Here is a 24,923-nt window from a genome sequence, read left to right as displayed (position 1 = left end):
TGCTGCAACCGCATAAATAGCTTGCCAAGGAAACGCTCGCCCCATATAATCTTAGCTTCACTAGGCTCGTAGCTCAGCTGGTTAGAGCACCACCTTGACATGGTGGGGGTCGTTGGTTCGAGTCCAATCGAGCCTACCAACGAATTGAGAATGTCCGGTTTTCCGGGTGTTCGATGCAGTAAATAACTCAACGCGAACAAGGCGAATACGGTTATGACACCGCGAACGTTGACCGAAACCTTTTCGGAGCGACGCTAGTCGAGGAACGTTTTCGCCCTTTCAGTCTGAGTGAAGTATCGAATGCGGCCCCTCGAAAGCGGGGCCGCATTTTTTTTGTCGCGAAATTCCGCGCGTGACTTTGAGGTTGCGTGCCTGGTTTGCCGCCCACTGTCGGCATCACGGAGATTGCCATGGTTTCGATACGCTTGCCTGACGGCTCAGTTCGACAATACGAGCATCCGGTGACAGTTGCCGAGGTTGCGGCCTCGATCGGTCCCGGCCTTGCGAAGGCTGCGCTTGGTGGCAAGCTCGACGGCGAGCTCGTCGACACGTCCACGGTCATCGATCGCGATGCATCGCTCGCGATCGTCACCGACAAGGATGCCGACGGTCTCGACATCATCCGTCACTCGACCGCCCACTTGCTCGCGTACGCGGTGAAGGAGCTGTATCCGGAAGCGCAGGTGACGATCGGGCCGGTCATCGACAACGGCTTCTATTACGACTTCGCGTATAACCGTCCGTTTACGCCCGAAGATCTCGAAAAGATCGAAAAGCGCATGCAGGAGCTCGCGAAGAAGGATGAGCCGGTGACGCGCCGCGTGGTGTCGCGCGACGAGGCGGCCGGCTATTTCCGCAGCATCGGCGAGAAGTACAAGGCCGAGATCATCGAATCGATCCCGCAAAGCGACGAAATCAAGCTCTACTCGCATGGCGGCTTCACCGATCTCTGTCGTGGCCCGCACGTGCCGTCGACCGGGAAGCTGAAGGTCTTCAAGCTGATGAAGGTCGCCGGCGCGTACTGGCGCGGCGATTCCAAGAACGAGCAGCTGCAGCGCATCTACGGCACGGCCTGGACGAAGAAGGAAGACCAGGATCAGTACCTGCACATGCTCGAGGAAGCGGAAAAGCGCGACCACCGCAAGCTCGGCAAGCAGCTGGATCTGTTCCACATGCAGGAAGAGTCGCCGGGCATGGTGTTCTGGCATCCGAAGGGCTGGGCGCTGTGGCAGCAGGTCGAGCAGTACATGCGTCGCCGAGTGAACGATGCCGGCTATCTCGAGATCAAGACGCCGATGATCATGGACCGCTCGCTGTGGGAAGCGTCGGGCCACTGGCAGAACTACCGCGAGAACATGTTCACGACGGAGTCGGAGAAGCGCGACTACGCGATCAAGCCGATGAACTGTCCGGGGCATGTGCAGGTGTTCAAGCATGGGCTGCGCTCGTACCGCGACCTGCCGCTGCGTTATGCCGAATTCGGTTCGTGCCATCGCAACGAGGCGTCGGGCGCGCTGCACGGGCTGATGCGCGTGCGCGGCTTCGTGCAGGACGATGCGCACATCTTCTGTACCGAAGATCAGTTCATCGCGGAGTCGATCGCGTTCAACACGCTGGCGATGAGCGTGTACAAGGACTTTGGCTTCGAGCACATCGACATCAAGCTGTCGCTGCGCCCCGAGCAGCGCGCGGGCACCGATGAAACCTGGGATCGCGCCGAGCAGGGGCTGCGCGATGCGCTGACCGCGTGCGGCCTGTCGTGGCAAGAGTTGCCGGGCGAGGGCGCGTTCTACGGCCCGAAGATCGAGTACCACATCAAGGATGCGCTCGGCCGTTCTTGGCAATGCGGCACGCTGCAGCTCGACATGGTGCTGCCGGAGCGCCTCGGCGCCGAGTACGTTGCGGAAGACAACAGCCGCCGCCGGCCGGTGATGCTGCACCGTGCGATCGTCGGTTCGATGGAGCGTTTCCTGGGCATTCTGATCGAGCACCACGCCGGCGCGATGCCGGTCTGGCTCGCGCCGTTCCAGGCAATTGTGCTCAATATCGCCGAAAGTCAGGCCGAATATGCGCAATCTCTGGCCCAAACGTTGCAAAAACAAGGGGTTAGGGTGGCGGCAGATTTGCGCAACGAGAAGATTAGCTATAAAATACGCGAGCACACGCTGGAAAAGGTGCCTTATCTCCTCGTCGTGGGCGATAAGGAGCGTGATGCGCAAACGGTAGCCGTGCGTGCCCGTGGCGGCGTCGATCTTGGCGTTATGCCGGTCGAAGCCTTCGTTGAGCGTCTGCAGGAAGACCTGCGCTCGTTCAAGTAACCGCCCTGGCAGCGCGGCTCGTTTTTTTAATTTTTAGAGGAAACGTAACATCGCTACTGATAAGTCGTCGCATCGCATCAACGGTGAAATCACTGCGCCGGAAGTGCGTCTGGTCGGGATCGAGAACGAACCGCTCGGTATCGTGAAACTCGCTGATGCTTTCCGTAAATCGGAAGAGCTGGACGTTGACCTCGTGGAAATCGCGCCGCAAGCGGTTCCGCCGGTCTGCCGCCTGATGGATTACGGCAAGTTCAAGTATCAGGAGTCCAAGAAGCAGCACGAAGCGAAGCTGAAGCAGAAGGTCATCCAGGTGAAGGAAGTCAAATTCCGCCCGGGTACCGATGACGGTGACTACAACGTCAAGCTTCGCAACCTTCTGCGCTTCCTCGAAGAGGGCGACAAGACGAAGATCACGTTGCGTTTCCGCGGCCGTGAAATGGCTCACCAGGAGATCGGTATGCGGATGCTGGAGCGTCTGCGCACGGATCTCGAGGAAGTCGGTCAGGTCGAGCAGATGCCGAAGATGGAAGGGCGCCAGATGATCATGGTGCTCTCCCCGAAGAAAAAGAAGTAACGAGCCCGCGCGCTGGTCGCGCAGGTTCGGCAAGTGGTTCGGCGCGTGGCCCGGTCAGGGCGGCGCGCCAACGATGACGGCGGCTGCGCGAGCGGTTCGCCGTACACAAGTGGACTGGGTTTCGAAGGGCGGGTCGAGGGCGCAAGCCAACCGCACACCCATCGCCATCAAATAAACTGGAGTTATTCGTCATGCCTAAGATGAAGACCAAGAAGAGTGCTGCAAAGCGCTTCGTGGTGCGTCCGGGCGGTACCGTCAAGCGCGGTCAAGCCTTCAAGCGCCACATCCTGACCAAGAAAACCACGAAGAACAAGCGTCACCTGCGCGGCGCAACGGCAGTTCATGATTCCGATCTGAACTCCGTCCGCGCGATGCTGCCGTTCGCGTAACCCCTCAACTGATACTCTAAGGAGCGAAACATGCCTCGAGTCAAACGTGGGGTAACCGCACGGGCCCGTCACAAGAAGATCATCAACCTGGCCAAGGGTTATCGCGGCCGTCGCAATAACGTCTACCGCATCGCCAAGCAGGCGGTGATGCGCGCTGGCCAGTACGCGTACCGCGATCGCCGCAACAAGAAGCGTGTGTTCCGCGCACTGTGGATCACGCGTATCAACGCGGCAGTTCGCCAGCACGACATGACCTACAGCGTGTTCATCAACGGCCTGAAGAAGGCGTCGATCGAACTCGACCGTAAGGTGCTGGCCGACATGGCGGTGTTCGACAAGGCTGCTTTTGCTGCGATCGTCAAGCAGGTGAAAGCCGCCGTTGCAGCCTAATTGCGAAATTAGCACTGCGTGGTTAGTTGCAGCGATGTTCCGGTAGTTTCGGCCGCTGCAGCGAAAACGGGGCTCTTCCGAGCCCCTTTTTTGTTTGGCGGGCAGATTTGCTCGCCGAGACCGAATGACGTTGGAAATGATGGGATCTATGGATCTGGACCAGATTGTCGCCGACGCGCAGCAGTCCTTCGAACAGGCTGCCGACATCACCACGCTCGAAAACGAGAAAGCCCGATTTCTCGGCAAGTCGGGTGCGCTGACCGAGTTGCTCAAGGGCCTCGGCAAGCTCGATCCCGAAGCACGCAAGACCGAAGGCGCCCGCATCAACGTCGCGAAGCAGCAGGTTGAAGCCGCGCTGACCGCGCGTCGCCAGGCGCTCGCCGATGCGCTGTTGAACCAGCGACTCGCCGCCGAGGCGATCGACGTCACGCTGCCGGGCCGCGGCGCCGGTGCAGGCAGCCTGCATCCGGTGATGCGCACATGGGAGCGCGTCGAACAGATTTTCCGCTCGATCGGCTTCGACGTGGCTGACGGTCCCGAGATCGAGACCGACTGGTACAACTTCACGTCGCTGAACAGCCCGGAGAACCATCCGGCGCGTTCGATGCAGGACACCTTCTACGTCGAAGGCAAGGACGCCGACGGCCGCCAGTTGCTGCTGCGCACGCACACGAGCCCGATGCAGGTGCGATATGCGCGCATGAACCGCCCGCCGATCAAGGTGATCGCACCGGGCCGCACGTATCGCGTCGACAGCGATGCAACCCACTCGCCGATGTTCAATCAGGTCGAGGGGCTGTGGATCGACGAGAACATCAGCTTCGCCGACCTCAAGGGCGTCTATACCGATTTCCTGAAGAAATTCTTCGAGCGCGACGACATCCTCGTGCGCTTCCGCCCGTCGTATTTCCCGTTCACGGAACCGTCGGCCGAGATCGACATGATGTTCGAGCACGGCAAGAACGCCGGCAAATGGCTCGAGATCTCCGGCTCGGGGCAGGTGCATCCGACCGTGATCCGCAACATGGGGCTCGATCCCGAGCGCTATATCGGCTTTGCGTTCGGCAGCGGCCTCGAGCGCCTGACGATGCTGCGCTACGGCGTGCAGGATCTCCGGCTGTTCTTCGAGAACGATCTGCGTTTCCTGCGCCAGTTCGCCTGACGCACGCGCCGTGCCGACATGTGCCCGCGCTCGCCCCGCCGGACGTTCCACCGGGGCCCGGGCGTCGATCTAACCTGTTTCGAACGTAGACATCCATGCAATTCCCTGAATCCTGGTTGAGAACCTTTGTCGACCCGCAGCTGACGACCGACGAACTGTCGCACGCGCTGACGATGGCGGGGCTCGAAGTCGAGTCGCTGAGCAAGGCTGCGCCGCCGACGTCGAAGATCGTCGTCGGCCGCGTGCTCGAAGTCGTCAAGCATCCGGATGCGGACAAGCTCAATGTCTGCCAGGTCGACGCCGGCACCGGCGCGACGCTGAACATCGTCTGCGGCGCGCCCAACGTCGCGCCCGGCATCAAGGTGCCGGTCGCGCTGGTCGGCGCCGAGCTGCCGCCGGCCGAAGAGGGCGGCAAGCCGTTCGCGATCAAGCTGTCGAAGCTGCGCGGCGTCGAGAGCCAGGGGATGCTGTGCTCGGCGCGCGAGCTGAAGCTGTCCGAGGACCACAGCGGCCTGCTGATCCTGCCGGAAGACACGCCGGTCGGCCAGGACATCCGCGACACGCTGAACCTCGACGACACGATCTTCGAAATCAAGCTGACGCCGAACAAGGCCGATTGCCTGTCGGTGTTCGGTATCGCGCGCGAGACGGCCGCGATCACCGGCGCGCCGCTGACGCCGATCGACATCAAGCCGGCGCACGTCGAACTCGACGAAACGCTGCCGGTGCGCATCGCCGCGCCCGATCTGTGCGGCCGTTTCTCCGGCCGCGTGATCCGCGGCGTGAACGCGCGCGCGAAGACGCCGCAATGGATGGTCGAGCGCCTCGAGCGCGCGGGTCAGCGCAGCGTGTCGGCACTCGTCGACATCTCGAACTACGTGATGTTCGAACTCGGCCGCCCGTCGCACGTGTTCGATCTGGACAAGATTCACGGCGGCATCGAAGTGCGCTGGGGCAAGCGCGGCGAATCGCTGAAGCTGCTGAACGGCAACACGGTCGAGCTCGACGAAACGGTCGGCGTGATCGCCGACGACCGTCAGGTCGAAAGCCTCGCAGGCATCATGGGCGGCGACAGCACGGCCGTCACGCTCGATACGACCAACATCTATCTGGAAGCCGCGTTCTGGTGGCCCGACAGCATCCGCGGCCGCGCGCGCAAGTACAACTTCTCGACCGATGCCGCGCATCGCTTCGAACGCGGCGTCGACTACGCGACGACCGTCGAGCACGTCGAGCGCATCACGCAGCTGATTCTCGAGATCTGCGGCGGCAAGGCCGGCCCGGTCGACGATCAGGCCGTGAACCTGCCGCAGCGCGCGCCGGTGAAGATGCGCGTGTCGCGCGCGAACCGGATCATCGGCGTGAAGATCGACGCCGACGAGATCGCCAACATCTTCACGCGCCTCGGCCTGCCGTTCGAACGTGACGACGATGCGTTCCTCGTCACGCCGCCGTCGCACCGCTTCGACATCGAGATCGAGGAAGACCTGATCGAGGAAGTGGCGCGCATCTACGGCTTCGAGAAAATCCCGGCGCGTCCGCCGGTCGCGACGAGCGAGATGCGCGCGACCAACGAGACGCAGCGTTCGATCCACGACATCCGTCATGCGCTCGCCGCGCGCGACTACGCGGAAACGGTGAACTTCAGCTTCGTCGATGCCGAGTGGGAGCACGATTTCGCCGGCAACGACAATCCGATCCGCTTGCTGAATCCGATCGCGAGCCAGCTGTCGGTGATGCGCACGACGCTGTTCGGCAGCCTGATCTCGGTGCTGCGCCACAACCTGAACCGTCGCGCCGATCGCGTGCGGGTGTTCGAGGCGGGCCGCGTGTTCCTGACCGACCCGTCGGCGAAGGCCGGCGAGCTGACCGTCGAAGGCTATTCGCAGCCGAAGCGCGTCGGTGCGCTCGCGTACGGCCCGGCGCTCGACGAACAGTGGGGCGTCGCGACGCGCGCCGTTGACTTCTTCGACGTGAAGGGCGATCTCGAGGCGTTGCTCGCGCCCGCCGTCGCGCGCTTCGTGAAGGCCGAGCATCCGGCCCTGCATCCGGGGCGCAGCGCACGCATCGAAATCGACGGTCGTGCGGTGGGCTGGATCGGTGAGCTGCATCCGCGCCTGATGCAGAAATACGAGCTGCCGCACGCGCCGGTGATGTTCGAGATCGATACGGAGGCGCTGATGGCGCGTGCGTTGCCGGCGCCGACCGACGTGTCGAAGTTCCCGCCGGTGCGGCGCGACATCGCCGTCGTCGTCGATCAGGCGGTCGAGGTTCAGGCGCTTTTCGACGAAATGAAGAAGGCGCTGGCCGAGGACGCGTGCCGATTCGTTCAGAAGGTTGTACTCTTCGACGAATTTCGTGCAAAATCAAACACTTCCGGTGGTCTTGCGGCGCATGAGAAAAGCCTGGCCTTCCGCGTGACGCTGCAGGACGCGGCCGGCACGCTGCAGGACGAGGTCGTCGATCAGGCGATCCACACGCTGGTCGAGCGGATGGCTCGCGTGGGCGCCCGCCTGCGCGGCTAAGGAGAGGGGCCACCCGTTCGCGGGTGGTTTTTCCCCATCGCAAGTTTTGATTTAACGCGCTGTATCGCAGATATGAACGACATGACCTCGAGTGAATTCGAAGCCCTCCTGACGGCGCAACGCAGCGCCATGAACCGCGACGCGTCCGCGCCGGTGTCCGCCGAGACGCCCACGCTGACGAAAGCGGAGCTGGCGGAGCTGCTGTTCGACAGCGTCGGGCTGAACAAGCGTGAAGCGAAGGACATGGTCGAGGCGTTTTTCGAAGTGATTCGCGACGCGCTGGAGAACGGCGAAAGCGTCAAGCTGTCGGGCTTCGGAAATTTCCAGCTGCGCGACAAGCCGCAGCGTCCGGGGCGCAACCCGAAAACGGGCGAGGCGATTCCGATCGCGGCCCGTCGCGTGGTCACGTTCCACGCGAGCCAGAAGCTGAAGGCGCTGGTCGAAAACGGCGCGGAGTAACGCCCGCGCGCCGATGTCCCCGCGCGGCCGCCGCGCGTCCTTTACCGACGGTTAACCGACGATGACCAACACGGTTGAGAAAGTCGTCCTGCCTCCGATTCCCGCGAAGCGCTACTTCACGATCGGCGAAGTCAGCGAGCTGTGCGGGGTCAAGCCGCATGTGCTGCGCTACTGGGAACAGGAGTTCACGCAGTTGCGGCCGGTGAAGCGGCGCGGTAACCGCCGGTATTACCAGCATCACGAAGTGCTGCTGATCCGGCGGATTCGCGAGCTGCTGTACGAACAGGGGTTCACGATCAACGGCGCGCGCAATCGCCTCGATTCGCCGGGCGGCGAGCGCGCCGCCGGGGCAGCGCCCGCGGGCGACGAGCGCGTCGCCGACGTACAGGCTGCGGGTGAGGCCGGTGGGGCGGTCGACGTGGCCGCATTGCGGCAAGCGCTCCTCGACGTGATCGACGGACTGAAACACGACTGACCGCAGATTGGTCGGCAAATGAAATGCCCGGTTGGCGCTGCGTCACCGGGCATTTTTCATAGCCGCCGCCCGTGCGTGTCAGCGCGCGGCGAGCGGATTCGGCTTGCCCATGTCGACCACCAGCGTGCCGTCCGGCAGCATCCGCACCGATCCTTGCGCGACCTGGCTGCGGTAATCGTACAGGTCGAAACGCATCGGGCCGGATGCGGCGGAATTGCGGATCAACGCGCGCACGTTCAGTTCGAGCACGTTGAACATCTTCATGTCGCCGCCTTCCATCCACATGTAGCTGCGTGCGTCGATCTGCGGCCGCTTCGGCAGCGGCGCGTCGGCGACGCGCCGGAACGTCAGGCGCAGACCGTCGGATTCGACCGTCGCCTTGGCGAGCTTGCCGTCGAGCAGCGGCGGCGGGAACACGGTGTACTGGTCCAGCACGAGCGTATCGCCGCGCAGCTCCGCGCCGCGGCGGCGCAGCGGCGTCAGCGACGCCAGCTCGATGCCGAGCGCGCGCAGCAGCTTCGCCTGCGGGATGCCGACCACCGACACCTGCGTCGGCTTGAATGTGAGGTGCCGGTCGTCCAGCACCGCCAGCGAGCCGGTCATGTCGGTGGGCAGCCATACGCCGGGCACGTGATTCCACAGCTTGATGCCGCCGCGCACGCGCAGGTCCTGGCCTTGCGCGCTCAGTTGCAGGTCGTTCAGCGAGCGCGGCGAGTAGTCGAGCAGATAGTTGTTGAAGAGCGCGGACATCGCCTTCCACGACTCGACGACCGTTCCGCCGAGAATGCGGATGTCGTACTGATTCGGATCGTCGAGATCGACCGGATCGCCGGCCCGTTTCGCAACGAGCTGGACGTCGAGATCCTCGACGTGGAAACCGATGTCCCCGGACAGGTTGAAGTCGACGTTGTGCAGATGGATCGTCGGGTTGCGGTTCGATACGTGGCGTTCGTTGAACGGGGTGGTCGAGGTGCGCCGCATCGCGACCTTGCGCATGCCGGCCGGCGGTGCGTTCGCGGCCAGCGCGGACGCTTCCCAGTGTTCGCGCGCGTCGCGCAGCGCGCTTTGCTGCGCGGCCAGGAAGCGGTCGTTCAGCCGCGCGGCCGCACTACCGAGCGCCGCGCTGCCGGCCGGCCCGGCATAGGACGGCATCCGGATCGTCATTGCACCGCTTTCGTCGAAGTTGAAGTAACCGGCCGACACCTGATCGCGATAGTGATACAGGTCGAACACGAAATTGCGATCACGCGTCGTCGAATCGACGGGGCCGATCAGGATGTCCGCGTTCATCGGCATCGAGCGCATGAACTTCACGTCGCCGCCGCGGATGTACATCGCCTGTTGCGACGCATTCGGCGGCAGCGCGAAGCCGGCATGCGAGCCGTCGTCGAGCGTCAGATCGAGGCCGGCCGGCGTCACGCGCAGCGCGGTGATCGTGATTTTCAGCCGCGGCGGCGGCATCAGCTTGTCGACCGACATCACGAGATCGTCGCCGGCCAGATGTGCGATCGGCGTCTCGATCTTCAGCAGGTCGGCCATCTTCACGTTCGCCGCGCGCATCACCGGCTGCGCGTTGATGCCCGACACGCGCACGCCGGTCGGGTGGAACACGAGTTGGCTGCCGTCGCGGATCGAGAGCGTGCCGGTCAGCGAGAACGGCACCCAGCCGTCGCGCCGCATCTCGCCTTGCAGATGGATCACGCCGTCGCCGGCCGATACCGCGAGCTTGCGCAGCGGCGCGTTGCGGTAACCGAAGATGTAGGTGTCGAAGAGGGCGGTCAGCTTCGCGTTGTCGAGCGTGACCGTGCCTTCGTGCACGTCGATCTCGAAGCTGGTCGGATCGTCGAACACGATCGGCGCGCCCGCTTGCGTCGGGACGAGCGTGGCGGACAGCTGGTGCACGAAGAAGCCGAGGTCGTTGACGATCCGGAAATCGACGTCGCGCAGGAACGTCATCGCGCCGCTCTGGCCGGAGTCGCGCAGCGTGAACGGGCGCGGTTGCGTGAGGCTGAGCGATGCGAGCGAAGGCACGGTTCGCGCGATCTGCTGCTCGCGGGCGAGGCGCTCGGCCTTGCTGCGCTCGATTCGCGTCGAGGCGGCCGACGCATTGCCGTCGCGCTGCGCGGCCGGTTCCGCGCATCCGGCACAGACAAGTGCGACGGCCAGCATCGCGCCGCCGAGCGCACGGGACGCACCGTGCAACGCGCGACCGGCCGCGTGCCGCGAGCCGGACCTCCAGTCGAAAATTGCCAAAGGCGAGCGATGGCCGCGCCGGACCGCATTCCGCATCGTCTGTCTCCATGTCTTGTCGTGATCGACGAGGGCGCGCCGTCAGTGCAACGCGCGTCCGTCGATGCTGAGCAGTGTGTCATAGCGCGCTAGAGCGGCGTAACCAAACAGCGACGGCGTATGCCGCAGTGCACGATGCGCGACGGCGCAATGGATTCGGGCCGGTGGGGCGGTGCGGTCAAACGGCCGTTTGGTTTTCGGCCCGACCTGTGGGCGACCGGTGGTCCGCGTCACATTGGCGCGCGTTCGGCCGGCGCGGCGCGGTAAGATCGCGATCAGGAGCCGTAGAAATCAAAGCATGGTGGCCGACACGGGGGGCGTCATGGATTTGAAGGAACTCGACGTATTGGGAGCCGATGTCGGCGATCACTGGTACTACGCGTCGAAGGCAGCGGCGATCCGCCGCTTCCTCGGCACGCGCGACGCGAAGCGGATCCTCGACGTCGGCGCGGGCTCCGGATTCTTTTCCAGGCACTTGCTCGAACGCACGCGGGCCACGGAGGCGTGGTGCGTCGACACCAGCTACGCCGACGATTCAGACGGCGAGGCCGCGGGCAAGCCCGTTCACTTCCGGCGAGCCGTCGATCGGTGCGACGCCGATCTCGTGTTGCTGATGGATGTCCTCGAGCACGTCGACGACGATGTCGGGCTGCTGGCGCACTACGTGGCCGGCGCGCCGGGCGGCAGCCGCTTCCTGATCACCGTTCCCGCGTTCCAGTTCCTCTGGAGCGCGCATGACGATTTTCTCGAGCACAAGCGCCGGTATACGCTCGAGGGTCTCGAGGACGTCGCTCGTCGCGCCGGGCTCGACGTCGAGCGCAGCGCGTACTATTTCGGCCTGACATTTCCGCTTGCGGCCGCGTTACGGTTGAGCGAGCGCATGCAGCGGCGCGCACGCGAACCCGCGTCGCAATTACGCCGCCATCATCCGGTCGTCAACGGTCTGCTCAAGCTGATCTGCCGGGCGGAGTTGCCGATGTTTCCATTCAACCGGCTCGCAGGACTCACGGTGGTGTGTATCGCGCGCAAGCGCGACGCGTGAGGCGGATCGTGTGGCAGGAAATTTCGTGCGGACTTCACAAAATGCATGCGACCCGTTCAAAACCGAAGAACTGTCTGTTATAATTTCATTCTTTCGGGGCGTAGCGCAGCCTGGTAGCGTACCTGCATGGGGTGCAGGTGGTCGGAGGTTCAAATCCTCTCGCCCCGACCAGGAATCAAGGCCTTACAAGCAATGCTTGTAAGGCCTTTTCCATTTGGGGCGGATTTTTTGCCCCAAGGTTTGCTTCGCAAGACGGATGGCTTTCGGGGGAGCCGCGGGGAATTGTCCGCGGGCGCGAAGCATCCGTGCCGTTTCGTTCTCTGGGTCTGCGGCCATCGCTCGGTGTCGACGCAAGCGGTTCGGTGAGCGTCATGTCGTGCTACAGAGCAGCTCACACGTACTCGACTCGTCGATCCGGCAGATTCTCTGGCGGAGGTGTGGACCGACGTCCCGAATCTGCTGTCGTTCAGTTCGCTGTGCCGCAGCGGGCCGCGGCACAGCCTAGAACGGCTGCCTCACTGACCGCGCGCCGGCCACCAGTGCGGTGCTCACTGCGATCACACCGATGCTGACATCGCGTCCATGCCGACCGCGGCAGGAGTCGCCGCTTACTGCGTCTTGCGGCGTCGTTGCCAGATTCTGCCGGGGATCCACTTATTGAGGACCGGGATTTCCAATAACCGCTTTATTTGAATATATTTTTAATATCAGAGACCCCGATAATTGCGCCAGCGTTGTCGATCGCCTTGACTTGAACATAAGCATAGCTATTCCCGGTCAAGGGAATTTTCGTCTCAAAACCGGTTTTCGCGCTGCTGGCTATGAGTCTCAAATTATTCGCGGCAGCACCGGCGTATACTTGCCAAGATCTCGTTTCCGTTGAACCGTTCCACGAAGCATATACGGCCGGGCCGCTGTTACCAGATGCGACCGTTACGCTTGGCGGATAATATGGCGTAGCCACCCACGCCTGCCGATACGTCCGGTACGAGATATTGTCGCCAGCCATTTTTACGTCATACAGTGTGCTGGTCGCAGGCATTAATTCAGTGTTGCCGGGCTGCGCAAATTCAGTGTAATACCCGTTCCCCCAGCCGATAAATTTATTGCCATTTCCTAGCCATTGCGTGTTTCCTTGCGCGGAGGAGAAAAGGTTTGGATTGTGGTAGTACGACGTCTGTGCCGTTGCGACCATGTTGTTGAAATCGAGATTCAGCACCAGGCCATGTGAAGGTGCGGTTCCTGGCGGAATTGATGCATAACAATCATCGCAAGCATCATCAAACATGCTGATTACATTATCGGAGATATAGCGGGCATCATGTTGCCATGAAAATTGCGCATTACCCGCGGGAATCTTGAAATCTCCGCTTCCGTCTCCAGCCAGCTTCCAGACAAATTCACCCGTGGGCTTGTGCAGGCGATAAACCGTCCAGGTGCTGCGGGCCGAGAACACGATATCGTTGTTATTGTTTGCCACAAGATCCAATGAATTCAGGTGGTAAGGGTCCCAGACATTACTGGTGGCGGTGGCAGTCGAGGCCGGGAGATGCGAGCTTTCCAACGCGATGTGGTCCTTCGCGTCCCAAAAAAAGACCAACTCATTTGTGGTCAGATCTACTTCCTGAATGGAAAAATCGTGGATTGCCCCGTTTTTCGGTCCGCCATATGGCGTCAAATCCATGGGAACCACCTTGGTTGCCAGGAATAGTCCAGTATTGCTCGGCGTAATCAGAAATTCATGATTATCGGCAACAAAGCCATTGCGTGCGGAAACGGTTTTTATTGTCTGGTAACGGTTATTGACGATGTAATAACATGCTCCCGGCTCTGCTGCGCCGGACGGCAAGTTGGTGTAGGCGGGCGGCGTAGCAACGGTGCCTTGCCAGAAAGTCAAGACCGGCATGCCAAAGTATTGCTGGACGCGAAAATCAAAATTCATCAGGCTTACGCTATTCAATGCGTTAAACCACACCGGGTTTCCGGCATTGTCGGCAATTAACGCGCCATTCTGCCCATACATTGCGGTATTCGAGCCCGTATAAGGTGAATTGAAAATCAATCCCTCGGCCAGCCGCACGGGATCGGAGTAATTGACATTCACTTTCATCGGGTGCAGATTTGGCGCGCTAACAAAGCTCCAGACTTGAGGGGATGCCAGAATGGGTGCTGGCGTGGTAGCCCCGGTATTCGATGGATAGACGTCGGTGGCACACGAGAAAACCTGCGACGTGACATTGTCGTCACCACCACATCCGGTTATCGCGCTCGACAATAAAACCGGTAATGCAGCCCGTCCAATAATTTTAATCTTGCAATTCAGGCGCGTCAGTTTCTGGTGAAAATATTTCCGTCTCATTGAATCCCCCTTCAGTGTTTTCATGAAAATCGGAGCGTCCAATGCATGACGGCGACGCGTACGCAAGCCGCCTGACCGCCCCGTTTTGCCATCGGCCCATCGCTGTCGCCACATGCGGGCTCTCGGTCGAGCGCCTGATAGATCAGGCGCTTATCATTGCCACGCGCACCGTATCGAATGAAACGAATTCCAACTCGCGATACGAAAAGGCCCGACGGCCTGCTTCAGCTTTTCGGCCGGTAAAGCGAGCCGGACGGGTACTCCTTGTCCGCGACCGCGAGGTACCCACGTCGAGGTTGTAGATGCTCGCGCCGGCGCGAGCCTTGCTGCCCCGGAACAGGCTCTTCATCATCGTGACGCTGGTCGCTCGCATCTGCGATGCAGGGCTGATCATGTAGACGGGGGCCGCTTGTCGCGCGCCCCGTTGGACTGGAACCGCGTCGCGTCGAACGACACGAGCGAACCGTAGTCCGCGGTAAGCTGCAGCGCCGTCGCGCGCGGCCTCGTTGCGGACGGGGGAAGAACGCTCACGCGTTGCCATCAAGCCCCCGAGGGCGAGCGCCGCGTCATCATAGATCGCGCAGTTACCGGTGAACGCGGTGTCGACAAGCGTCAGCGCGCCCTTGCCGAAAGGGTAGATTGCCCTCGCGCATCGTTGTGCTCGAACCGCCAGTGGCGGATGGTCATGGCAAAGCCGGCCGGGTCGCTGTACGACTCGAGTGCGCGTCCGGCGCGGCGCGGAGCGCCAGTTTCTGCTCCAAGGCAACGGCATCGGCCTCAATGTGGGCTTCCTTTTTAGGTCTACCGATTCGTCTTCGCTTCAGCGGGTCTTCGCCTGAACCGATGTGGGCTCGCGCCTTATCGCGCGCTTCCCGGATCTCTCGAATTGCCCCGGTCGATCGGTCGCGCAGTGAAAACCGCACGGAGATCCCGTTCAAACCGGCGCGGACGATGCCGAAGATTCCCTGTCCGTCGGCAAGACGTCGTCGGTCGGCGGCCGGTGTCGGTGTTGCCGTTCTCTCCTCGTGAGTCCCGTCGTCGCTTTCTTCGCGAGGAACAAATTTTTGCCCCCACATTTGCCCGCACGATTTCGGAGGTCCGTTGTGCATTCTAGCGGCCCCAATTGAGCTCGGAGTGGTCAATTAGTCGTTTAAAATCAAAGAAGTGTGCAATAGTGGATCGGCGGGGATGCGGTGGGAATGACTTGGGGCCTGCATGGGGGCCGGGTGGCCGAAAGTTCAAATCCTCTCGCCCCGACCAGATAAGAACCCGCGTCAGTTCAAGCCGACGCGGGTTCTTTCTTGTCGGTCGCTTTTTTGCACAGCCCGGCGCAGCCCCGGTAAAATGCAAGGTTGATCCACGGAAAGCGCCGTGATTTAGCGGAAGAGGATTCCCCGAACATGACTGATCTTCGTCTTACCATGCGGTTCGCTGCAGTGCTCGCCGCCGGCGCGCTCGTCGCCGGTTGCGGTACGTCGTCGCCCACGAAAGTGGACTACAAGAGCGATTCGAAATCGAAGGAAGCGTCGCTCGCAGTGCCGCCCAACATGCTCGACGAGACGGCCGATCAGCGTTCGCTGCCGCCCCAGGGCGGCGCGACTTCCCTGTCCGCGCTCAACCAGGTGCAGCAGGCAGCACCGCCGACGGACACCGTCGCACCGGCCGTCAGCGGCATGCACATCCAGCGCGACGGCACCGAGAGCTGGCTCGTGATCGACGGCAGAAAGCCTGCCGAGATCTGGCCGCAGGTGCGCCGCTTCTGGCAGGAGCAAGGTTTCCTGCTGGTCGTCGATCAGCGCGACAAGGGCGTGATGGAAACCGACTGGAACGAAACCCACCCGCAGATCAACGACGGCCTGATTCGCAGCGTGATCTCGAAGGCGATGGGCAATTCCTACGTGACGGCCGAGCGCAACAAGTACCGCACCCGCCTCGATACCGCGCCGAACGGTGGCACCTACGTGTTCATCAGCCAGAAGGGCATGCGCGAGGCGATCACCGGCGCGAACAACGATTCGAGCAAGTGGGAAGCGAAGCCGAACGATCCCGCGCTCGAGGCCGAATACCTGAAGCGCCTGATGGCGGTGCTCGCTCAGAACGAGCAGCGGGCGAAGAACGGCGAGCCGCCGATCGCCAACATCAAGGACAACACGGTCGTCGTGAAGGACAAGAAGGCCGATACCGACGCAGCGAAGGCCGCGGCTGCGGCGATCGCTGCGCAGAACGTCGCGCGCACTTCATCGCAGGCGAACGACGTCGAGACGAGCACGGTGCCGTCCGAAGTCACGCTCGGCGAGCCGTACGATCGGTCGTGGCTGCATGTCGGCCTGGCGCTGGATCGTGCGAACTTCACGGTCGACGATCGCGACCGCACGAAGGGCCTCTATTTCGTCCGGTACGTCGATCCGAAGGATCTGAGCGCGGCCGAGCAGGGCTTCTGGAGCCAGCTGTTCCACGGCAAGAAGGAAAAGCAGGCGAAGCAGTATCGCGTGAACGTGAAGGCGCTGACGCCCGACCAGACGCGAGTAGCCGTGGTCGATGATTCCGGTGCGATCGATACGTCGTCGCCGGCGCGGCAGATCATGGCGCTGCTCGTGAACCAGCTGCGCTGATCGTCGCGAGATCCCGTCTCGTAAAGCCCGCCGCTCGGCGGGCTTTTTTTATGTTCGCGCGCCGCAAGCCTGCATGCGTGCCATGACCGATGCCTGTTGGGATGTTACGTAACATCCTCGCGTTACGGCGACGCGATGGCCCACATCGTTTCCGTATGCTCCGGAATTCAGTTAAAAATCAATGGTGTGCGCGACAAATCGCGCTTGGCATGCAACCTGCTTTATAAGTTGGAATCGTTAGGGCAGGGAGGATGGCGTCAGATGCCGGGCGTGCGTCGCGAGCGCCCGACCAACGGTGTCGATGTCCGCATATGCCGGTGCAACGAGCGCCGGCGCATTCGATGATGATCTGCGCAGCGCGCGGATCTCGATGGCCCCGTCGCCTATCCTCGTAGGGCGACGGTTTTGCCCGCGCTTCGTCTGAAGCGCGGGCAATTTTTTTGGCAGCAGAAGTGACGGTGGAGGCCGCTGCGCTGCGGCTCGAGCGGCAGCGGACCGTGCTCGCCGTTTTCGCGCAATTGCGCGGCGATGGCGTGGCGGCGCGAGTGCCACCCGCGACAGCGCGCGATCAGTGCGACGCGCTGGGAACGTCGAGAATCAGGATGATCGTCCAGTCGGCATCGCCGTCGTGGTGATACTGGCGTTCTGCGACGATGAACGGTTGCTGCTTGCCTTGCGGACCGAGGAAAAGCACGTCGCCTTCCATCGGCAGACATTCGATCGGCGGCAGCGCGAGGAAGGCATCGGCCGAACCGCGCGGCATCAGTTGCTTGATCTGGCGAGTGGCTGCTTCGGTCCACTCGATGTCGAGTTGAATGTTGCTCATGCTGTCCTCCGCACCGGCGGTGCGTACGGGTGGAAAATTTCGGTGCGCGACTTTAGCACAGCGCGCGGGCAGCACAACCAAAAAAGCCGAACCCGGTTGCCCGGATTCGGCTTTTCGCTTGTGCGGTGCCGTCGAACTTACTGGCTGGCAGCGTCTGCCGGGGCGGCCTTCTTGGCGGTCTTCTTCGCTGCCTTGTGGTGGGCAGCCTTCTTGCCGTGATGCTCTTCGTGCATCATCGGCTGAGCCGCTTCGGCCGCTTGCTGCTGTTGCAGCGCCTGCGCGCGTTGCTCGATTTCGGCGATTTTTGCGGGATCGGTGATCGTCTGGATTTGCGTGCTCTCTTGCGCATACGCTGCGCCAGTCAGCGCCGACATCGCGACCAGAATAGCCAGGGACGTCTTCTTCATTGCTTTACCTCCGCTAAAGTGGTGATGAACCCGAATGTTGCCGTTTTCTGGCGACCGCAAACGAGTGCGTGACGAGTGTAACAAAAGTGACGGATCAATGTGAACCGGATCGCCGCGCGGCGCAACCCCTCGTTGAAGTCGCGCAACACTTCGCTAAATTCGTCATGCGCATGCCGTTCGGCGCAGTGTAGTGGCGGTCGGTCACGGGTCGCAACGCCTTCAAAACCAGCCGAGTTGCCGATATACGTAGAACTGGGCGATACCGATGAGCTCGTGCACCGCCTGGTTCGCCGCCGCCAGATTGCGCCAACGGGGCAGCAAGCCGCATTGCGCGAGCCGGCGGTTCGCGTACACGGGCTGCGGATCGATGCCGAAGTGACGGAAATCGAGTAGCGCGCGCCGCATTTGATACGACGACGTGACGAGAATGCGCGAGTCGTCATGTTGTGAGCGTAGTATAGACGCAGTGAACTTGGCGTTTTCGTAGGTCGTGCGGCTGTCGGGTTCGAGAATGAGGTCAGCCGGTGCAACGCCCTGTGCGAGCAACAGGCGGCCATAGACGGCAGCCTCGGTGTCGCCGTGACGCTGCGGGTCGCCGCCTGACATTACGACGGTGCAGCGGATCGTCTGTTCGCGACAGACGCGATAGAGCGCAGCGGTTTTGCGGATTCGCGCTTCGCCATCGGGTGGCGGTCGCAGGCCGTTGTCGCTGCGGCGCGTCCCGGTGCCGAGCACGATCAACGTCGTTCGCCCGTGCATGTCGGGGTGCTCGACGGGTGCGACGCCAGCTTCGCTCCATGCGATCAGCGGGGCGGCGAGCCATCCGGTGGCGAGCAGCCAGAACACTGCGGCGCCGGCGATGGCGATGTGCCGCCGCTGCTTGCGACAGAGCATGAAACAGATGAAGAGAAGTGCAAATGAATCGAACAGAATCAATTTGATTGGGGTATGGTGTCTTTTTATGGATCAGTGACGATCCAGCCTTGACGCGACGCCGAATATCGGCCCCCAGAACCGGTGGCGGTATCCGCGGGTGGTGATTTTGCCCGACGTGCCGCTTCGCATTGTCGCTGCACTTTAAGAAAGAATCGAGATGGCCACGTATTCCAACGAAGCGGTGCTCGACGCATTGAGACGAGTGCAGTACCGCCAGGTACCGTGGGCGCGCCGCCCGGGCGTGTTCGAGTATCTCCGGTCGCTGGGGCTGATGGACACGGTCAGGCAGAAAACCGTCGCTCCTGCACCCGGCTTTCACGCCCCGGTCGACATCGCGGTACTCACCGACAGCGGTCGAGCCGAATGTGCGCGCCTCGAGCGCGACGAGAAATTGCTCTCCTGGGTCGATCGTCGTATGGACGACTACGTATTGAGCGATGCGGGCGCCATGTCGATCCTCGAAAGCCGCCTCTAGCAGCGCACTCCCTTCCTCGCCCGTCCGCTCGCGGGCGATGTCAAAAAAAAGCCCGTATCGCGAGGATACGGGCGTACCGGATACTTTTGCTGTTGCCACGCTGTGCTCATGGCAACCATGTGACTCGTCGGCTGGCGGCCAGTTCCCCAAGCGAGGGATTTTCTTTAGGGAACCGTTGCGATGCGACGTACCAATATCGGACTGCAGACTACGGATGACGCCGCGGCTCAGTCAACTGCGGGCCGATGCGCGCGCGTGCATTGCTTGCAATGTCGCCGCGCAAATCGCCACGCGGCACCGTCTGCCGATTGAACGATGCCGGCGGTGGTTGCTGGCGAAGGGTGGTGCGGTGATCCTGCTGGCGGTGAGGCGGTTTCGCGCGATCGTCAGCGCGTGCGGGGGCGGTCAGCGCCAGCGAAATCACAATGCCCCATGCAACGAGCAGTGACATTGGTTTCATGGCGGGCTCCCTTCAAGCCGTCGGTGCGGCTTGTTGATATTTCGCTAAGGTAAGCGCGGGAGTGCAGGCTTGCTGTAAATATTAGTAAATAGATGTATCGCTACGCGACAACGACGCCGACGGGACGATCGTCGCGTGCACGACGCCGCGGCGCCAAAACGAACCGGGCGGCCGAAGCCGCCCGATCACGGATGCGTTACGCCATCTTCACAGGTGCGCGCCACGATTCCGGGTTGGTCCAGAACGCGCCGCGCAGGCGGTCGCGGCTGGGCGGTGCGGGCGGCTTTGCCGCAGTTGCGCCGATCCGGCCGCGCAGCGAGATCTGACGGCCGTTCGTGCCGAGTCGCTTGACGATTTCGGCGAGCGTACCATCAGCCTGCCATTCGTCGAAACGACGGCGGCAGGTCGGCGGCGACGGGTAGCGGCCGGGCAGCTTCGACCAGCCTTCGCCGGTCGACAGTACCCAGAGCACGGCGTTGACCACCGAACGGGCCTCCACGCGGGGACGGCCGCGTCGTTCGCTCCGAGCCGGCTCCGAGCAAAACAGACCCTCGACCAGCGCCCATTCGTTATCTCTCAAATCGTCGAACAGCATCATGTCCTCACCTCAGCGAAGCTAACTCCGGTGCGCTGCCCTGCGCCGCGCACTCTTCAAGCACTCGAGCGTCGAGTGCCAGGTGGGGGCGTCCGGTTGGCCGGCAGCGGCGTTTCTGCCTTCCGCCCGACGAAACCTGCGCCCTGTACGCCATCTCACGCATGAAGCGTGCCATGTCTGGGGCGATACCCTCGAGAGCCGCTTGGCAGCGGGCTGACGGCTAAGTCAGCTAGGGGCGTATAAGACGCCAAAATAACCCGCCAGCAAATCGGGACAATCACCAATCTTGTGCAAGTCGCCCGCGTCACGTGCGTTTGCGGTGATATTGCACCGCAGCGAAACATGGCCGATAGGCGCTCGATCGGCGTGTCGTCGCTCGGCAGGCATTAGAATCGCGCATCGATGGCGACGATTGATGAGGGGTGGAGATGAACGTAACGCTGCGGCAGCTTCGCGTATTCATCGAAGTCGCGCGGCTCAGCAGCTTCAGCCGCGCGGGCGACGAGATCGGGCTCACGCAGTCCGCGGTCAGCCGGTGCGTGCGTGAGCTCGAGGCCGAGCTCGGGCTGAAACTGATCGACCGGACCACGCGCGACGTGCAGCTGACCGACGTCGGCGCCAATCTGATCGCGAGCGTGTCGCGCCTGATCGACGATCTCGACGATACGTTGCGTGAAATTCGCGACATCGGCGAACAACGGCGCGGGCGCGTGATCGTCGCCGCGAGCCCGACGATTGCCTGCCGACTGATGCCGCGCGTCGTGGCGGCGTGCGAGCGCCAGTTTCCGTTCGTCACGCTGGGGCTGCGCGACGACGTGCAGAGCGACGTGCTGCGCAAGGTGAAATCGAGCGAAGTCGATTTCGGCGTGGTCATCGGCCCGCTCGCTGCCGGCGATCTCGTCTGCGAACCGTTGATGACCGATTCGTTCTGCCTCGTAGCGCGCGCCGATCATCCGCTCGCGGCGCGCAACTCGGTGCCGTGGGCGGCGCTCGAGGGTGAGCGCCTCGTGCTGCTCGACCACGCGTCCGGAAGCCGGCCGCTGATCGACGCCGCGCTGACCGCTCACCGCGTCAATGCGACGGTCGTGCAGGAACTCGGTCATTCGGCGACCGTGTTCGGGCTCGTCGAAGCCGGCGTCGGCGTGAGCGTGCAGCCGTGGCTGTCGTTGCCGCTGCCCGCCGGATCGACGCTGCTCGCGCGGCCGCTCACGCCGCGCACCGAGCGCACCGTGGAACTGGTGCGCCGCCGTGACCGGTCGCTGTCGCCCGCCGCGCAGGCGATCTGGGAGCTGGTGCGCCAGATGCCGTCGAGGGCGGAGGATCTGGACTAGGCGTGGGTTGTGCGCATGTGCGTCTACGGCGTGGGTCGTGTGTTTCGACGCCGATTTTCGAGCACCGCTTGCGTGCACGCCACGCGCCGACGCCGACACTGTGCCGCATGGCCGACCCGCACCGCAGCCGGAATGGAGCAGCGTGGTATGAGGCGGAGTAGTGCGATCGGCTTATCTTTACGCACCGGGCAATTTTGCGTAATATGGCGCTCAGTCACGCGGTTCCGCCGTTGAGCCGTGCTGTTCCGTCCGGTTTGGGCCTGGCTTGAAGTTGGTTCGCCGCCCCCGGTTCGTGCTCCCATCAATATGACCGATCAGAATCGGGCGAGCGCGTCTTCCGTTCCTTTCGTCTGTTCGTTGATCCGGTTCGTTTGACCACAGGGTCTGGCCTAGCTGCATGAATACCCAAGAGGCGAAGATCGTCCTCGAGACTGCTTTGATCTGTGCGCAGGAGCCGCTGAAGCTCGGCGATTTGCGTAAGCTCTTTGCCGACGGCGTGTCGGCTGACACGGTCCGCACGTTGCTCGAAGATCTGAAACAGGATTGGTCCGGCCGAGGCGTCGAACTGGTGGCGCTGGCAACCGGATGGCGCTTCCAGAGTAAGCCGGCGATGCGCCATTTTCTGGATCGCCTGCATCCCGAGAAGCCGCCGAAATATTCGCGCGCGGTGCTCGAAACGCTCGCGATCATCGCGTATCGGCAGCCGGTCACGCGCGGCGACATCGAAGAGATTCGCGGCGTCACGGTCAATACGCAGGTGGTGAAGCAGCTCGAGGATCGCGGCTGGATAGAGGTGATCGGCCATCGCGACGTGCCGGGCCGCCCGGCGCTGTACGCGACGACCAAGCAGTTCCTCGACGACCTCGGCCTGAAGGCGCTCGACGATCTGCCGGCGCTCGAGGAGCCCGCGGCGAACATCGAGGCCGCGCTGCTTGCCCAACAGGCGATGGATTTCGACGGCGATGCGGCGGTTGCGGAAGCGGAGCCGGAGGCCGTCGAACCGGCGGCCGACGAGCCGCATGACGCACCGACCGAATTGCCGGTCGACGCTGCCACGGGCGCAGCGTCGACGCAGGAAACGCCGAATCGCGATACGCTGCAAGCTGATCGCGCCCAGGCGGAGCAGGGCGGCGCCGAAGCAGCGCCGGCCGGCGTGCAGCCCGAGTCGCTGCACGAGCAATGGAACGAGGAAGACCGCAAGCCGGCCGCCGATGCGGCTGCCGGAGACGGAGCGGAAGCGGCCGGCGACATGCCGGGCGAGGCTGGCCAGGCCGATGCCTCGCGCTCCCGTCCCGCGGACGGCGAGATGCTGGACGATACGTCCGACAGCCTGGCCGATGCCGTACGCAGTGCGAGCGCGCCCCGCGGCGCCGACGCGCTGCCCGACGACGAAGCAGAACCCGAACAGCGCCGCGCCTGATCGCGGCCGACTTCTTGCCGCGCCCGGGCCGGGCGCGAGACCTGACATTTTGAGGTTGTTTTGACAGATATCCACGATATTGAATCGTCCGCGCCTGCCGTGCAGGCCGCGCGTGCCGACGATGCGCCGGAGCAGGACGCTGGCGCCGCGGGTGGTGACGAACGTCCCCGTCGCGGCCTGCGGCGCGGCCCGCGCAGCCTGATCGCGCGCCGGCGCGCTGCTGCCAAATCGAAGGGCGCTGATGGCGAACCGCAAGGCGGCGAAGCCGCGGATGCGCCGCCGGCCGACGCTGCCGACGCGCAACCCGCGCGTGCGCCGCGCAAGGACGCAGCGGCCAAGGGCGGCCGCAAGCCGGCCGGCAAGCGCGAAGGTGCGGCCAAGGCCGCGCAGGGCGGTCAGGGGCGGCGCGGCGGCGCGGCCAAAACCGACGGCGCCGTCGCGAATGCCGGCACCGAAGCGGCATCGCAGGACGATCTGTTCGCCTACGTGACGTCGCCGGCGTTCGACGCGGACAACGCCGCGGGCGGCAGCGGCGTGCGTGCGCCGATGCTGCGCCGCGGCCGCGCCCAGCCGGCGAATAAGCGCGTGCTGTCGCCGGACGACGATGCGCCGAAGCTCCACAAGGTGCTGGCGGAAGCCGGCATGGGTTCGCGCCGCGAAATGGAAGAGCTGATCGTCGCCGGCCGCGTGTCGGTGAACGGTGAGCCCGCGCACATCGGCCAGCGCATCATGCCGACCGACCAGGTCCGCATCAACGGCAAGCCGGTCAAGCGCAAGCTGCCCAACAAGCCGCCGCGCGTGCTGCTGTACCACAAGCCGACCGGCGAAATCGTCAGTCACGCCGACCCGGAAGGTCGTCCGTCGGTGTTCGATCGCCTGCCGCCGATGAAGACGGCGAAATGGCTGGCGGTCGGCCGTCTCGACTTCAACACCGAAGGTCTGTTGATGCTGACGACGTCGGGCGATCTCGCGAACCGTTTCATGCATCCGCGCTACAGCGTCGAGCGTGAATACGCGGTGCGCGTGGTCGGCGAGCTGTCCGAGGGGATGCGTCAGAAGCTGCTGCACGGTGTCGAGCTCGACGACGGTCCGGCGAACTTCCTGCGCATCCGCGATGGCGGCGGCGAAGGCACGAACCACTGGTATCACGTCGCACTGGCCGAGGGCCGCAACCGCGAAGTGCGGCGGATGTTCGAGGCGGCCGGCCTGATGGTGAGCCGCCTGATCCGCACGCGTCACGGCCCGATTCCGCTGCCGCGCGGGCTCAAGCGCGGTCGTTGGGAAGAGCTCGACGAGGCGCAGGTGCGCAAGCTGATGGCGACCGTCGGCCTGAAGGCGCCGTCCGAAGAAAAGGGCAAGCGCGCCGGCGGCCAGCAGGAGCGCCGCCAACCCGATCCGATGCAGACGTCGATGGGCTTCATCAGCCGCGAGCCGGTGCTGACGACGCATGGTCAGCTCGATCAGCCGCGTCGCGGCGGCGGCCGGCGCGGCGCGCCCGGCCTGCCTGGCTTGAGCGGCTACGGCAGCCTGCCGGTTGCGCCGTCGGGCTATGGCAATCGCTCGGGCGGTCGCGATGTCGACGGCAATCGTGCATCGTATGGCGCCGGTCCGAAGCGTGAAGGCGCGGGTGGCAAGCGAGGCGCCGGCAAGGGCGGCCCGCGCACCGCGAACGGCAATCGTGCCGACGGCGCCGGCAACGGCGGTGCGCGCGGCGGCCAGCGTCCGCAGCGCAATCGCTCGCGCGGTCGCTGACCGTTCGCGCAAACGACGGCGGCGCGATGGCGGCATGACGCCGCCGATGTGCCGGCGAAATCGGCGCACGCCGATTCGGCCGGTATCTCGCCCGCTGTTTTCGACTGTATATGTCGTGTTGCCGGAT

Annotated in this window: 21 protein-coding genes, 2 tRNA genes and 1 pseudogene; 16 read left to right on the top strand and 8 right to left on the bottom strand. The window is 63.4% G+C overall.

The genetic code is table 11. The features are described from left to right. The first annotated feature begins 62 nt into the window (after positions 1-62). From EX20_RS29515 to EX20_RS29475, 9 genes are all read left to right on the top strand, one after another. Positions 63-139: transfer RNA gene (locus EX20_RS29515), tRNA-Val, on the top strand. Between the two features lie 271 nt (positions 140-410). Beyond that, positions 411-2,318: a threonine--tRNA ligase gene (gene thrS / locus EX20_RS29510; RefSeq protein ID WP_034195591.1), complete on the top strand. Its 1,908-nt coding sequence runs from the start codon at positions 411-413 to the stop codon at positions 2,316-2,318. A gap of 49 nt (positions 2,319-2,367) precedes the next feature. Beyond that, positions 2,368-2,892: a translation initiation factor IF-3 gene (gene infC, locus EX20_RS29505; RefSeq protein WP_072465527.1), complete on the top strand. Its 525-nt coding sequence runs from the start codon at positions 2,368-2,370 to the stop codon at positions 2,890-2,892. Positions 2,893-3,083: 191 nt separating this feature from the next. Beyond that, the gene (rpmI, locus tag EX20_RS29500; protein ID WP_004191477.1) at positions 3,084-3,281 is read left to right on the top strand and encodes a 50S ribosomal protein L35; all 198 of its coding nucleotides are present in this window, start codon (positions 3,084-3,086) and stop codon (positions 3,279-3,281) included. Positions 3,282-3,311: 30 nt separating this feature from the next. After that, positions 3,312-3,671 (top strand): 50S ribosomal protein L20, encoded by a 360-nt coding sequence (gene rplT / locus EX20_RS29495; RefSeq protein ID WP_004192938.1) that lies wholly within the window; start codon positions 3,312-3,314, stop codon positions 3,669-3,671. A gap of 148 nt (positions 3,672-3,819) precedes the next feature. Further along, positions 3,820-4,833, top strand: a complete 1,014-nt coding sequence (gene pheS, locus EX20_RS29490) for a phenylalanine--tRNA ligase subunit alpha (RefSeq protein ID WP_006753318.1) — start codon at positions 3,820-3,822, stop codon at positions 4,831-4,833. Positions 4,834-4,928: 95 nt separating this feature from the next. Next, positions 4,929-7,358 (top strand): phenylalanine--tRNA ligase subunit beta, encoded by a 2,430-nt coding sequence (gene pheT, locus EX20_RS29485; protein ID WP_034195590.1) that lies wholly within the window; start codon positions 4,929-4,931, stop codon positions 7,356-7,358. Between the two features lie 72 nt (positions 7,359-7,430). Then, entirely contained in the window at positions 7,431-7,817 is a 387-nt protein-coding gene (locus EX20_RS29480; RefSeq protein WP_011884557.1) for an integration host factor subunit alpha, read from the top strand. Positions 7,818-7,878: 61 nt separating this feature from the next. Further along, a complete protein-coding gene (locus tag EX20_RS29475; protein ID WP_011884559.1) occupies positions 7,879-8,292 on the top strand; it encodes a MerR family transcriptional regulator in 414 nt (137 codons plus the stop codon). A 78-nt stretch (positions 8,293-8,370) separates the two neighbouring features. Here EX20_RS29475 and EX20_RS29470 read toward each other — a convergent pair whose 3' ends face one another. Next, the gene (locus EX20_RS29470; protein ID WP_034195589.1) at positions 8,371-10,581 is read right to left on the bottom strand and encodes a hypothetical protein; all 2,211 of its coding nucleotides are present in this window, start codon (positions 10,579-10,581) and stop codon (positions 8,371-8,373) included. 322 nt (positions 10,582-10,903) lie between these two features. On the opposite strand from EX20_RS29470, the gene EX20_RS29465 reads away from it, so the two are divergent. Together EX20_RS29465 and EX20_RS29460 are read left to right on the top strand one after the other, a co-directional pair. Beyond that, on the top strand, positions 10,904-11,623 hold the full coding sequence (locus EX20_RS29465; RefSeq protein ID WP_014722912.1) for a class I SAM-dependent methyltransferase: 720 nt from the start codon (positions 10,904-10,906) through the stop codon (positions 11,621-11,623). 94 nt (positions 11,624-11,717) lie between these two features. Next, positions 11,718-11,794, top strand: a tRNA-Pro gene (locus tag EX20_RS29460). A gap of 514 nt (positions 11,795-12,308) precedes the next feature. On the opposite strand, the gene EX20_RS31605 is transcribed toward EX20_RS29460, so the two are convergent. Then, positions 12,309-14,006 (bottom strand): arylsulfotransferase family protein, encoded by a 1,698-nt coding sequence (locus EX20_RS31605; RefSeq protein WP_230939266.1) that lies wholly within the window; start codon positions 14,004-14,006, stop codon positions 12,309-12,311. Positions 14,007-14,124: 118 nt separating this feature from the next. Then, the gene (locus EX20_RS32375) at positions 14,125-14,334 is read right to left on the bottom strand and encodes a hypothetical protein (RefSeq protein WP_126220149.1); all 210 of its coding nucleotides are present in this window, start codon (positions 14,332-14,334) and stop codon (positions 14,125-14,127) included. Positions 14,335-15,382: 1,048 nt separating this feature from the next. Between EX20_RS32375 and bamC the strand changes: the two genes are divergently transcribed. Further along, complete coding sequence (gene bamC, locus EX20_RS29455) at positions 15,383-16,594, top strand: outer membrane protein assembly factor BamC (RefSeq protein ID WP_034195588.1); 1,212 nt, start codon at positions 15,383-15,385, stop codon at positions 16,592-16,594. 568 nt (positions 16,595-17,162) lie between these two features. On the opposite strand, the gene EX20_RS29450 is transcribed toward bamC, so the two are convergent. The 3 genes from EX20_RS29450 to EX20_RS29440 all read right to left on the bottom strand — a co-directional run bounded on the left by EX20_RS29450 (position 17,163) and on the right by EX20_RS29440 (position 18,763). Next, positions 17,163-17,420 carry a hypothetical protein gene (locus EX20_RS29450; protein WP_011884572.1) on the bottom strand — a complete coding sequence of 86 codons (258 nt, stop codon included), beginning with the start codon at positions 17,418-17,420 and terminating at the stop codon, positions 17,163-17,165. A gap of 137 nt (positions 17,421-17,557) precedes the next feature. Then, positions 17,558-17,827 (bottom strand): hypothetical protein, encoded by a 270-nt coding sequence (locus EX20_RS29445; protein WP_034195587.1) that lies wholly within the window; start codon positions 17,825-17,827, stop codon positions 17,558-17,560. A gap of 219 nt (positions 17,828-18,046) precedes the next feature. After that, entirely contained in the window at positions 18,047-18,763 is a 717-nt protein-coding gene (locus EX20_RS29440) for a YdcF family protein (protein ID WP_034195586.1), read from the bottom strand. 157 nt (positions 18,764-18,920) lie between these two features. Between EX20_RS29440 and EX20_RS29435 the strand changes: the two genes are divergently transcribed. Continuing rightward, the gene (locus EX20_RS29435) at positions 18,921-19,238 is read left to right on the top strand and encodes a hypothetical protein (RefSeq protein WP_011884575.1); all 318 of its coding nucleotides are present in this window, start codon (positions 18,921-18,923) and stop codon (positions 19,236-19,238) included. 208 nt (positions 19,239-19,446) lie between these two features. Here EX20_RS29435 and EX20_RS31600 read toward each other — a convergent pair whose 3' ends face one another. After that, positions 19,447-19,698 (bottom strand): hypothetical protein, encoded by a 252-nt coding sequence (locus EX20_RS31600; RefSeq protein WP_011884576.1) that lies wholly within the window; start codon positions 19,696-19,698, stop codon positions 19,447-19,449. A gap of 199 nt (positions 19,699-19,897) precedes the next feature. Continuing rightward, positions 19,898-20,293, bottom strand: a pseudogene (locus tag EX20_RS29430) (transposase); the annotation flags it as partial. A 428-nt stretch (positions 20,294-20,721) separates the two neighbouring features. On the opposite strand from EX20_RS29430, the gene EX20_RS29425 reads away from it, so the two are divergent. The 3 genes from EX20_RS29425 to rluB all read left to right on the top strand — a co-directional run bounded on the left by EX20_RS29425 (position 20,722) and on the right by rluB (position 24,796). Further along, on the top strand, positions 20,722-21,624 hold the full coding sequence (locus EX20_RS29425; RefSeq protein WP_034195585.1) for a LysR family transcriptional regulator: 903 nt from the start codon (positions 20,722-20,724) through the stop codon (positions 21,622-21,624). Between the two features lie 397 nt (positions 21,625-22,021). Continuing rightward, on the top strand, positions 22,022-23,044 hold the full coding sequence (gene scpB / locus EX20_RS29420; RefSeq protein WP_034195584.1) for an SMC-Scp complex subunit ScpB: 1,023 nt from the start codon (positions 22,022-22,024) through the stop codon (positions 23,042-23,044). Between the two features lie 60 nt (positions 23,045-23,104). Continuing rightward, the gene (gene rluB / locus EX20_RS29415) at positions 23,105-24,796 is read left to right on the top strand and encodes a 23S rRNA pseudouridine(2605) synthase RluB (protein WP_034195583.1); all 1,692 of its coding nucleotides are present in this window, start codon (positions 23,105-23,107) and stop codon (positions 24,794-24,796) included. Positions 24,797-24,923: the final 127 nt, after the last annotated feature.

It is taken from the genome of Burkholderia sp. WP42 (genome assembly GCF_000745665.1).
GTDB classification, from domain to species: Bacteria; Pseudomonadota; Gammaproteobacteria; order Burkholderiales; family Burkholderiaceae; genus Burkholderia; species Burkholderia vietnamiensis.
Note: the sequence above shows the minus strand (reverse complement) of the source record. Positions and strands in the feature narration are given on the sequence as shown.

Coding starts and splice junctions, on each gene's coding strand:
- EX20_RS29480 (WP_011884557.1), top strand. CDS start 7,431: ATGAACGACATGACCTCGAGTGAATTCGAAGCCCTCCTGACGGCGCAA.
- bamC (WP_034195588.1), top strand. CDS start 15,383: ATGACTGATCTTCGTCTTACCATGCGGTTCGCTGCAGTGCTCGCCGCC.
- EX20_RS31600 (WP_011884576.1), bottom strand. CDS start 19,698: ATGAAACCAATGTCACTGCTCGTTGCATGGGGCATTGTGATTTCGCTG.
- scpB (WP_034195584.1), top strand. CDS start 22,022: ATGAATACCCAAGAGGCGAAGATCGTCCTCGAGACTGCTTTGATCTGT.
- thrS (WP_034195591.1), top strand. CDS start 411: ATGGTTTCGATACGCTTGCCTGACGGCTCAGTTCGACAATACGAGCAT.
- pheT (WP_034195590.1), top strand. CDS start 4,929: ATGCAATTCCCTGAATCCTGGTTGAGAACCTTTGTCGACCCGCAGCTG.
- EX20_RS29465 (WP_014722912.1), top strand. CDS start 10,904: ATGGATTTGAAGGAACTCGACGTATTGGGAGCCGATGTCGGCGATCAC.
- EX20_RS31605 (WP_230939266.1), bottom strand. CDS start 14,006: ATGAAAACACTGAAGGGGGATTCAATGAGACGGAAATATTTTCACCAG.
- EX20_RS29475 (WP_011884559.1), top strand. CDS start 7,879: ATGACCAACACGGTTGAGAAAGTCGTCCTGCCTCCGATTCCCGCGAAG.
- EX20_RS29445 (WP_034195587.1), bottom strand. CDS start 17,827: ATGAAGAAGACGTCCCTGGCTATTCTGGTCGCGATGTCGGCGCTGACT.
- EX20_RS32375 (WP_126220149.1), bottom strand. CDS start 14,334: ATGATGAAGAGCCTGTTCCGGGGCAGCAAGGCTCGCGCCGGCGCGAGC.
- rpmI (WP_004191477.1), top strand. CDS start 3,084: ATGCCTAAGATGAAGACCAAGAAGAGTGCTGCAAAGCGCTTCGTGGTG.
- pheS (WP_006753318.1), top strand. CDS start 3,820: ATGGATCTGGACCAGATTGTCGCCGACGCGCAGCAGTCCTTCGAACAG.
- rplT (WP_004192938.1), top strand. CDS start 3,312: ATGCCTCGAGTCAAACGTGGGGTAACCGCACGGGCCCGTCACAAGAAG.
- EX20_RS29435 (WP_011884575.1), top strand. CDS start 18,921: ATGGCCACGTATTCCAACGAAGCGGTGCTCGACGCATTGAGACGAGTG.
- EX20_RS29425 (WP_034195585.1), top strand. CDS start 20,722: ATGAACGTAACGCTGCGGCAGCTTCGCGTATTCATCGAAGTCGCGCGG.
- EX20_RS29450 (WP_011884572.1), bottom strand. CDS start 17,420: ATGAGCAACATTCAACTCGACATCGAGTGGACCGAAGCAGCCACTCGC.
- EX20_RS29470 (WP_034195589.1), bottom strand. CDS start 10,581: ATGCGGAATGCGGTCCGGCGCGGCCATCGCTCGCCTTTGGCAATTTTC.